This is a genomic window from Modestobacter sp. KNN46-3 (assembly GCF_011039295.1).
In genome coordinates, this window is sequence record NZ_JAAKGN010000042.1 from 24,566 (window position 1) to 31,603 (window position 7,038).

Genomic DNA, 7,038 nt, shown 5'->3' on the forward strand with positions numbered 1-7,038 from the left:
GTGCTCTCCGCCGGGCCATGGCGACGCGGCTGGGTCGTCGGTTGCCGGCGCGTTCCGACGCACGCCTCCGGCAGCGAATCTAGGCGGTGCCGGATGACGACTCGATGACGCACGTGACCACGTCGTCCGCGGTGGGTAGGCGGCGGGGACGCGTGGCGGCAACCGGCCGCCCGGACGACGGGAGGACCCGACATGAGCGCAGCAGCCCAGATGCTGGAGACGTACCCGCAGGACCTCGGGGGCATCGACCGGGAGAAGCTCGTCGCCTGCATCGAGGCGTGCCTGGAGTGTGCGCAGGCGTGCACCGCGTGCGCCGACGCCTGCCTGGCCGAGGACATGGTCGCCGACCTGCGCACGTGCATCCGGACCAACCTGGACTGCGCCGACGTCTGCGAGGCCACCGGGCGGGTGCTGTCCCGGCACACCGGGTACGACGCCAACCTGACCCGGGCCGTCCTCGAGGCCTGCGCGGCCGCCTGCAAGGCGTGTGGGGACGAGTGCAGCGGCCACGCCGAGATGCACGAGCACTGCCGGGTCTGTGCGGAGTCCTGCCGCCGCTGCGAGCAGGCCTGCCGCGAGCTGATCAGCTCGCTGGGCTGACCGGCCGGGCACGCGGCCGACCGGGGACGGTCAGGAGCGGGCGATCCACTCGCACCCGCAGGCACGACACAGCATGGTCGCCCACCAACTGTGGTCCTCGGTCGGCTGCGTGGCGTCCACCAGGTCGCGGGACGCGCAGTCGGGACACCGCAGCAGGGCGGCGAGCGCGCCGCCCAGCCGTCCCCCGCTCCGTCGCCCACCATCGGTGGTGGTCGCGTCCGCCGGTGCGATGGAGAGGGTCATCGCCGGCTCACGCGTCGGCCAGCGGCGCACCGGCCGCGACCAGCTGGACGTCGGTGGAGGTGGGGGGCGCGACCTCCCGGACGGTCGCCGTCCGGGCGCGGCCACGCTCTTCCCGGTGCGCGTACAGCTCGTGTCGGCTGGGCAGCGGGTGGCCACCCCGGCAGCACAGCGTGCCGACCTCCCCCACGAGGACCGGGCGCGGGCGGCCGGGCACCTCGAACCGGCCGGCGCGCTCGATGAGCCGGGTGTCGCACTCCGGGCAGTGGAGGTTGTGCAGGGAGAGGATCCAGACGGAGACCATGCGCACACCCTGAGTGACGAGCGCCGCCCGCGGTAGGTCGGCGCCTGCGTGTCCGGGCAACCGTCACAGGATCGCAAAACGAACCTCCCCGGTCCCGGGGGTCAGCCCGCCCAGGCCCCCGCGGTCAGGCCGCCTGGTCTCCGCGGTCAGGCCCCTTGGTCTCCGGTGGCGCCGACCTCCGCGCCGGCGACCCCCTCGAAGGCCGACCAGTTCCCGATCTTGCTGCTCGGGACGACGCTGAAGGAGCCGTCGGTCTCCAGCACCACGGCGGCGACGTCGGCCAGGTCGCCGGATCCGCTGGCCCGGACGGCCTGCCGGATCTCGTCGAGCGTCACCCGCTGCTCCTCCATGGGCCCCGGCAGCGGCCGGCCCTCGCGGAACAGCAGCGTCGGCCGCGCCGTCAGGACGCTGCGCACCCCGCCCCAACGGGCCGAGGCCCAGGCGACCAGCATCTGCAGCGCGGCCAGCAGGGCCAGTGCGGTGAGGCCCTCGGCCCAGGAGACGTCGGAGCTCAGCAGGATCGTGGCCAGCACCGAGCCGAGCGCGACGGTGACGACCAGGTCGTAGGCGTTCAGCTTCGCCAGCGTGCGCTTGCCGGAGAAGCGCAGCACCACGACCAGGGAGACGTAGGCCGCCGCCCCCACCGCCAGGATCCGGCCCAGGTCCGCCCACGAGTCCCACCACATGCCGCTCTCCTCGTCCTGTTCGCCCGCTCGGCCCGCTCCCCTCCTGCCGTGGGGTCCGCAGGGACGCAGCAGCTGCGCCCGGCTGATCCCGACCCCCGTAGCCAGCCCGCCCCGGCCGGAAACACACCGGCCGGCGCCGGTCGATGGCGGCGCCGGAGTCCACGGCGGCGATGTGACAGGTACGTGACGGTCCGCCCGCAGACCTGTCGGCCGCGCCGGTCGGGTGCCACTGTCAGGTCCCGGCGAACCGGGTCCGGAGCCACCGCCACCCCGTGTCGCCTGCCATCCGCCCCAGCGACCCGTCACAGACAGCCCGATGCCGACACCCCGGAGGACGACGTGACCGCTCAGCGTTCACCGCACCCGCTCCCCGGCCCCTCGCTCACCGAGGTGGTCGACGGCCACACCGGCCGGGTCCGGGTCAGCGGACACCTCACCCCCCAGGGCGCCGACCTGCTCCGGGGCACCGTCGAGGGGCTCCGCCGGCTCGGGCACTCGACCGTGGTCCTGGACCTGGCCGACGTGCAGGCCGCCGACGCCGTCGGTCTGCACGTCCTCTCCGACCTGCGCTCCACGATGCGGGCCTCCGGTGACGAACTGCTCCTCCGGAACGCACCGCGGGAGACCGTCGTCGGCTGACGCCCGGGACGGTCAGCCGACCTCGGCCGGCCAGCTCCCGGCCAGCGCCTGGCGGACCCCCTGCCGCCAGGCGCTGGTCTCGGACTCGAGGACGGCGGTCGACTCCAGCGCCCGCTCGGCGACCGCGTCGACGTACCGGCAGACCAGCTCGTCGATGCCGCGGCCCTGGGCGCGCCAGGCGAACTCCCGCAACAGCCCGGCCAGACGGCGCAGCACGGTGGGCTGTCCCTCGGCGAACTGCAGCGGCTCCTCGACGGCCAGCTGCAGGAGCTCCGGCAGCTGCCACGGCGGCACCACGAGCCGGACCCGCTCCTCCTCGTCCCGGCAGATGCGGGGAGGCACGGGGCACTCCGCGAAACGCCCGAGCAACGCGGAGGCGTGCGAGAGGGCGTGCACCGCCGTCGTCGGGTCGTTGGTGCCCGGGGACAGTGCGCGGACGCAGATGTCGACGACCTTGCGCAACCCGTAGGCGAGGTCCCGGTCGGGCGTCCGCTCGTAGTGCAGCTGGAAGCTCGAGTCCAACGCCTCCTCCAGCGTCCCGGTGTCCGGGCTGCCGCCCGGCGCGAGCGACCGGGCGTGGGCCACCGGCGTCCCCTCGACGACGGAGTCACCGATCCGCACGGCCAGGGTGACAGCCACGCCGGCCTCGCGTGCCGCGGCTACGGCCGCCCTCTCGTCCACCCCGACGAGGAAGCCGCTGGACCGGGCCACCAGCGGCACCGGCGGTCCGGCACCGTGGTCCCCCACTGTGTCCTGAGCCCCGTCGTCCGGCTCGTCGAGCTCCCGCGCGACGGTCTGGGTGGCCTCGTCGTGCACGTCGCGCAACATCGTCTCCACCCGCAGCAGCCGCGAGAGGTGGCCCAGGAAGAGGACCAGCGCCAGCACGCTGCCCAGCGCCAGCAGGTAGGCCACCGTGATCGACAGCCGTGGCACGAAGGCGCTCTCGTCCTCGGTGGCGCTCTCGGTGCGCACCGTCCGCAGCACGGTGAGGGCGTAGACGAAGGTGAGCACGAGCTGAGCCAGCGTCAGCTGCACCGTGCGGTCGGTGGAGAAGGTCTGGAGCAGCCTGGGCGTGAACTGGCTGCTGCTCAGCTGCAGCGCGACGACGGTGAGCGAGAAGGTCACGCCCGTCACCGAGATCAGCGAGCCGGCGATCGCGGCCAGCAGGTCGCGCGCCGCGGACGCCCCACCACCGAAGGCGAAGGTCAGCGGGTGCTCCCGGGTCGCCCAGTGCTGGTCCAGCTCCGGCAGGAGGACGCCGAGGCCGATGGCCAGCAGCACGCCCAGCGCCGGGATGGGCCAGAGGCTGCTCCGCACCGAGCCGACCAGGCGGCTCAGCGGCCCACCGCGGTGAGAGGCGGGATTCGACATGGCGGGAGTCTCGCCCACCGGCCTGTCCAGCGCCGGTGCGGCGGGCCGATCAGCCCTCTGTCGGGTGAGCCGGGTCCTCCAGCTGCATGACCCGCCACAGGCCGGTGCGGTGCAGCAGGTCCTCGGTGCGCCGGTTCACCCCGCGCAGGACGACGGCGCCGCCGCGGGCCCGGCAGGTCCGGTGCGCCCACAGGAAGCTGGCCACCGCGGTGCTGGACAGCTGCCGGACGTCGGTGAGGTCCACGACCAGCCGGCGCGCGCCGGACAGGAGGGCGTCGTGCAGCAGCCAGCGCAGGTCCGCGAGCCCGTCGGCCAGCAGGTCGTCGGACAGCCGTAGGACCACCTGACCGTCCCGGCCGGGACGCGCGGGTTCGGCGTCCGTGCCCGTCGCTGGACGGTGGACGGCGGTGGCGCTCATCGGCAGTGCTCCCCGCGGCTCTGCGTGGTCGGGTGGACCCCTCCGAGGATGGGTGCCGCACCTTGCGATCCCCCGCTGGTTGGTTTGCGATCGTGTGACGGCTCCCCGACCGGCGCGGGGCGCGCACCGCGGCGATGGCAGCATGGGCCGCGTGTCGCCGCGTCTGCTGCTGGTCGAGGACGACGACCACATCCGCATGCCCCTGCGCTGGGCCCTCGAGGACGAGGGCTACGAGGTCGCCGAGGCGGCCAGCGGAGAGGACGCCTGCCGGCAGGTGGCGATCGCCGCGCCGGACCTGATGATCGTCGACCTGATGCTCGGCGCCATGGACGGCTACGCCGTCATCCGCGAGGTCCGTCGCGCCAACGACCTGCCGATCGTGGTGGTCAGCGCCCGGGCCGACACGCACGACATCGTGGCCGCACTCGAGGCCGGCGCCGACGACTACGTGACCAAGCCGTTCCAGGTCAAGGAGATCACCGCCCGGCTGCGCGCCCTGCGCCGCCGGATCAGCGCGAGCTCGGGTGCGGACGAGCGCCCCCAGGAACTGGTCCTCGACGGCGACCCGGCGGCACCGCTGGTGCTCCGGCCGGACCGGGGCACGGTGCACCGCGGCACCGAGCAGCTACACCTGACGCTGACCGAGTTCCGGCTGCTGTGCGAGCTGGCCGCCTCCCCCGGCCGGGTGCTCAGCCGGCAGGCGCTGCTGGAGCGGGTGTGGGAGCACGGGTTCTTCGGCGACGAGCGGCTGGTGGACGTGCACGTGCGCCGGCTGCGGACCAAGGTGGAGCGGGACCCGGGCGCGCCGACGCTCGTGGTGACCGTGCGGGGCCTGGGCTACCGGCTGGACCCGCAGTGAGGCTGGCGCTCGCGCCGAGACGGCTGCGGGCGCGGATCGTGCTCGCCTTCGCCGTCGGCGCGCTGCTGGTCTCCGCCGTCCTGGTGACCACCACCTTCGCGCTCGCCCGCAGCTACCTGCTGGACCAGCGCGAGAGCGCCGCCACCCGGCAGGCGTTCACCGACGCCAACGTACTGGCCAGCCGGCTGTCCACGGCGGGCAGCGAGGTCGGTGACGAGCTCGACGACCTCGTCCCCTCCGGTGGCGCTGACGTCGTGGTGCGCAGCGGCGGCGCCTGGTACTCCTCGCGGCTGGACGTCGGCGCCCGTGACGTCCCGGGTCCCTTGCAGGAGCTGGTGGCCTCGGGGACGGCCAGCACCGCCCGGGTCGACAGCCCGACCGGCCCGCAGCTGGTGATCGGCATCCCGATCGCCGCGGCGGGCGTCGAGTTCTACGAGGTCGCCCCGCTGGTCGAGCTGCAGACCGCGCTGCGCACGCTGGCCGCGGTGTTGGGCGCCGGCGCGGCGACCGCCACCCTGGCCGGGGCGCTGTTCGGGGCCTGGGCCAGTCGGCGCGTCGTCCAGCCACTGGAGCAGGTGGCCGGGGCGGCGACCCGGATCGCCGGGGGTGAGCTGGACATCCGGCTGCCGCCCACGGAGGACCCCGACCTGCTGGCCATCGTCGCCAGCTTCAACAGCATGGTCGATGCGCTGGCCTCCCGGATCGACCGGGACACCCGGTTCGTCGGCGACGTCAGCCACGAGTTGCGCAGCCCGCTCACCAGCCTGGTCACCAGCGTCGAGGTGCTGGGTGCCCGCCGCGAGGAGCTCTCCCCACGCGGCCAGCAGGCGCTGACCCTCATCCAGGGGGAGCTCGGCCGGTTCCGCCGGATGCTGGACGACCTGCTGGAGCTGGCCCGGGTGGACGGCGACCCCGTGACGGCGTCGGACGAGCCCGTCTCGCTGGCCGCGCTCGTCCGCGAGGTCCTGGCGCACCGCGGCGGGCCGGAGGTGGTGCTGTCCGCGGACCCGGACGAGGAGACGGTCGTGCAGGGTGACAAGAACCGGCTGGAGCGGGCGGTGACCAACCTGTTGGACAACGCCGACCGGCACGCCGGCGGGGCGGCGGCGGTGCTGGTGGAACGCCGGGAGGGCTCGGTGGTCGTGATGGTCGACGACGCCGGCCCCGGCGTGCCCCTCGTCGAGCGGGAGCGGGTGTTCGAGCGGTTCGCCCGGGGCCCGCGGGCGGCCCGCGGGTCGCTCCCCGGTGCCGGTCTGGGGCTGGCGATCGTGGAGGAGACCGCGACCGGGCACGGCGGAGGCGCCTGGTGCTCCGAGAGCCCGTTCGGCGGCGCGCGCTTCACCTTCTCCCTCCCCGGCGCACCGCAGTGAGCCGCCTCCGCACGCACTCGTCCGCTGGGGTGGTCTGGTCCGGCGCGCTGCTGCTGGCCGGGGCGCTGGCCGGCTGCGGCGTCCCGATCGGTGGTGCGCCCGAACCGATCCCCACCTCGCAGGTGCCCTACGACCTCGCGTCCCCCAGCCCGACCGCCACGGGCGCCCCCTCCGCCTCCGCGCGGATCGACGAGCCGCGCATCTACCTGGTGGCCGAGGACGGCGCCCTCGTCCCGCGCGGCCGGTCGCTCCGCTCCGGTGCGCTGTCGTCACGGCTCGACCAGCTGCTCGACGACCTGGCGACCGGTCCGACGACCGGTGAGCTGACCGACCGGCTGTCCACCGCGCTGCGGCCGGAGACGTCGCTGTCGGTGGACGAGCTGGCCGACGGGACGGTGACGATCGACCTGGGCGGGGACGCCGAGGCGCCGGCCGGGTCATCGTCGTCGACCACCTCACCGAGCGGCTGGCGAAGGCCCGGGAGATGGCCCACGCCGAGACGCTGGACTACGACGAGCTCGACGACGTGGTCGTCGAGTTGAAGCAGCAGA

The 7,038-nt window shown here is 74.6% G+C and carries 10 protein-coding genes; 5 read left to right on the forward strand and 5 right to left on the reverse strand.

Annotated elements, in window-relative coordinates; all coding sequences use genetic code 11:
- The first annotated feature begins 192 nt into the window (after positions 1 to 192).
- A complete protein-coding gene (locus G5C62_RS11425) occupies positions 193 to 600 on the forward strand; it encodes a four-helix bundle copper-binding protein (protein WP_036334489.1) in 408 nt (135 codons plus the stop codon).
- 30 nt (positions 601 to 630) lie between these two features.
- Here G5C62_RS11425 and G5C62_RS11430 read toward each other — a convergent pair whose 3' ends face one another.
- From G5C62_RS11430 to G5C62_RS11440, 3 genes are all read right to left on the reverse strand, one after another.
- Entirely contained in the window at positions 631 to 843 is a 213-nt protein-coding gene (locus tag G5C62_RS11430) for a hypothetical protein (RefSeq protein ID WP_164701052.1), read from the reverse strand.
- 7 nt (positions 844 to 850) lie between these two features.
- The gene (locus G5C62_RS11435) at positions 851 to 1,144 is read right to left on the reverse strand and encodes a hypothetical protein (protein ID WP_164701053.1); all 294 of its coding nucleotides are present in this window, start codon (positions 1,142 to 1,144) and stop codon (positions 851 to 853) included.
- 146 nt (positions 1,145 to 1,290) lie between these two features.
- Complete coding sequence (locus G5C62_RS11440; RefSeq protein WP_164701054.1) at positions 1,291 to 1,830, reverse strand: DUF421 domain-containing protein; 540 nt, start codon at positions 1,828 to 1,830, stop codon at positions 1,291 to 1,293.
- 339 nt (positions 1,831 to 2,169) lie between these two features.
- Between G5C62_RS11440 and G5C62_RS11445 the strand changes: the two genes are divergently transcribed.
- On the forward strand, positions 2,170 to 2,469 hold the full coding sequence (locus G5C62_RS11445; RefSeq protein ID WP_036334480.1) for an STAS domain-containing protein: 300 nt from the start codon (positions 2,170 to 2,172) through the stop codon (positions 2,467 to 2,469).
- Between the two features lie 12 nt (positions 2,470 to 2,481).
- Here the strand turns inward: G5C62_RS11445 and G5C62_RS11450 are convergent, their stop codons facing one another.
- Positions 2,482 to 3,840: a DUF2254 domain-containing protein gene (locus tag G5C62_RS11450; protein ID WP_164701055.1), complete on the reverse strand. Its 1,359-nt coding sequence runs from the start codon at positions 3,838 to 3,840 to the stop codon at positions 2,482 to 2,484.
- A 49-nt stretch (positions 3,841 to 3,889) separates the two neighbouring features.
- A complete protein-coding gene (locus G5C62_RS11455; protein ID WP_164701056.1) occupies positions 3,890 to 4,258 on the reverse strand; it encodes an STAS domain-containing protein in 369 nt (122 codons plus the stop codon).
- Positions 4,259 to 4,400: 142 nt separating this feature from the next.
- Here G5C62_RS11455 and G5C62_RS11460 point away from each other — a divergent pair, with 142 nt between their 5' ends.
- The 3 genes from G5C62_RS11460 to G5C62_RS11470 are packed head-to-tail and all read left to right on the forward strand — an operon-like array spanning position 4,401 to position 7,029.
- The gene (locus G5C62_RS11460) at positions 4,401 to 5,117 is read left to right on the forward strand and encodes a response regulator transcription factor (protein WP_036334476.1); all 717 of its coding nucleotides are present in this window, start codon (positions 4,401 to 4,403) and stop codon (positions 5,115 to 5,117) included.
- The gene (locus G5C62_RS11465; RefSeq protein ID WP_164701057.1) at positions 5,114 to 6,487 is read left to right on the forward strand and encodes a cell wall metabolism sensor histidine kinase WalK; all 1,374 of its coding nucleotides are present in this window, start codon (positions 5,114 to 5,116) and stop codon (positions 6,485 to 6,487) included. Before G5C62_RS11460 ends, G5C62_RS11465 begins: the two co-directional genes overlap by 4 nt.
- Positions 6,484 to 7,029, forward strand: a complete 546-nt coding sequence (locus G5C62_RS11470) for a GerMN domain-containing protein (protein ID WP_164701058.1) — start codon at positions 6,484 to 6,486, stop codon at positions 7,027 to 7,029. The genes G5C62_RS11465 and G5C62_RS11470 overlap by 4 nt, the downstream gene beginning before the upstream one ends.
- Positions 7,030 to 7,038: the final 9 nt, after the last annotated feature.

Bases quoted from the DNA above. Each gene is read 5' to 3' on its own strand.
- G5C62_RS11450 (WP_164701055.1), bottom strand. From the start codon at position 3,840: ATGTCGAATCCCGCCTCTCACCGCGGTGGGCCGCTGAGCCGCCTGGTC.
- G5C62_RS11430 (WP_164701052.1), bottom strand. From the start codon at position 843: ATGACCCTCTCCATCGCACCGGCGGACGCGACCACCACCGATGGTGGG.
- G5C62_RS11425 (WP_036334489.1), top strand. From the start codon at position 193: ATGAGCGCAGCAGCCCAGATGCTGGAGACGTACCCGCAGGACCTCGGG.
- G5C62_RS11440 (WP_164701054.1), bottom strand. From the start codon at position 1,830: ATGTGGTGGGACTCGTGGGCGGACCTGGGCCGGATCCTGGCGGTGGGG.
- G5C62_RS11460 (WP_036334476.1), top strand. From the start codon at position 4,401: ATGGGCCGCGTGTCGCCGCGTCTGCTGCTGGTCGAGGACGACGACCAC.
- G5C62_RS11435 (WP_164701053.1), bottom strand. From the start codon at position 1,144: ATGGTCTCCGTCTGGATCCTCTCCCTGCACAACCTCCACTGCCCGGAG.
- G5C62_RS11455 (WP_164701056.1), bottom strand. From the start codon at position 4,258: ATGAGCGCCACCGCCGTCCACCGTCCAGCGACGGGCACGGACGCCGAA.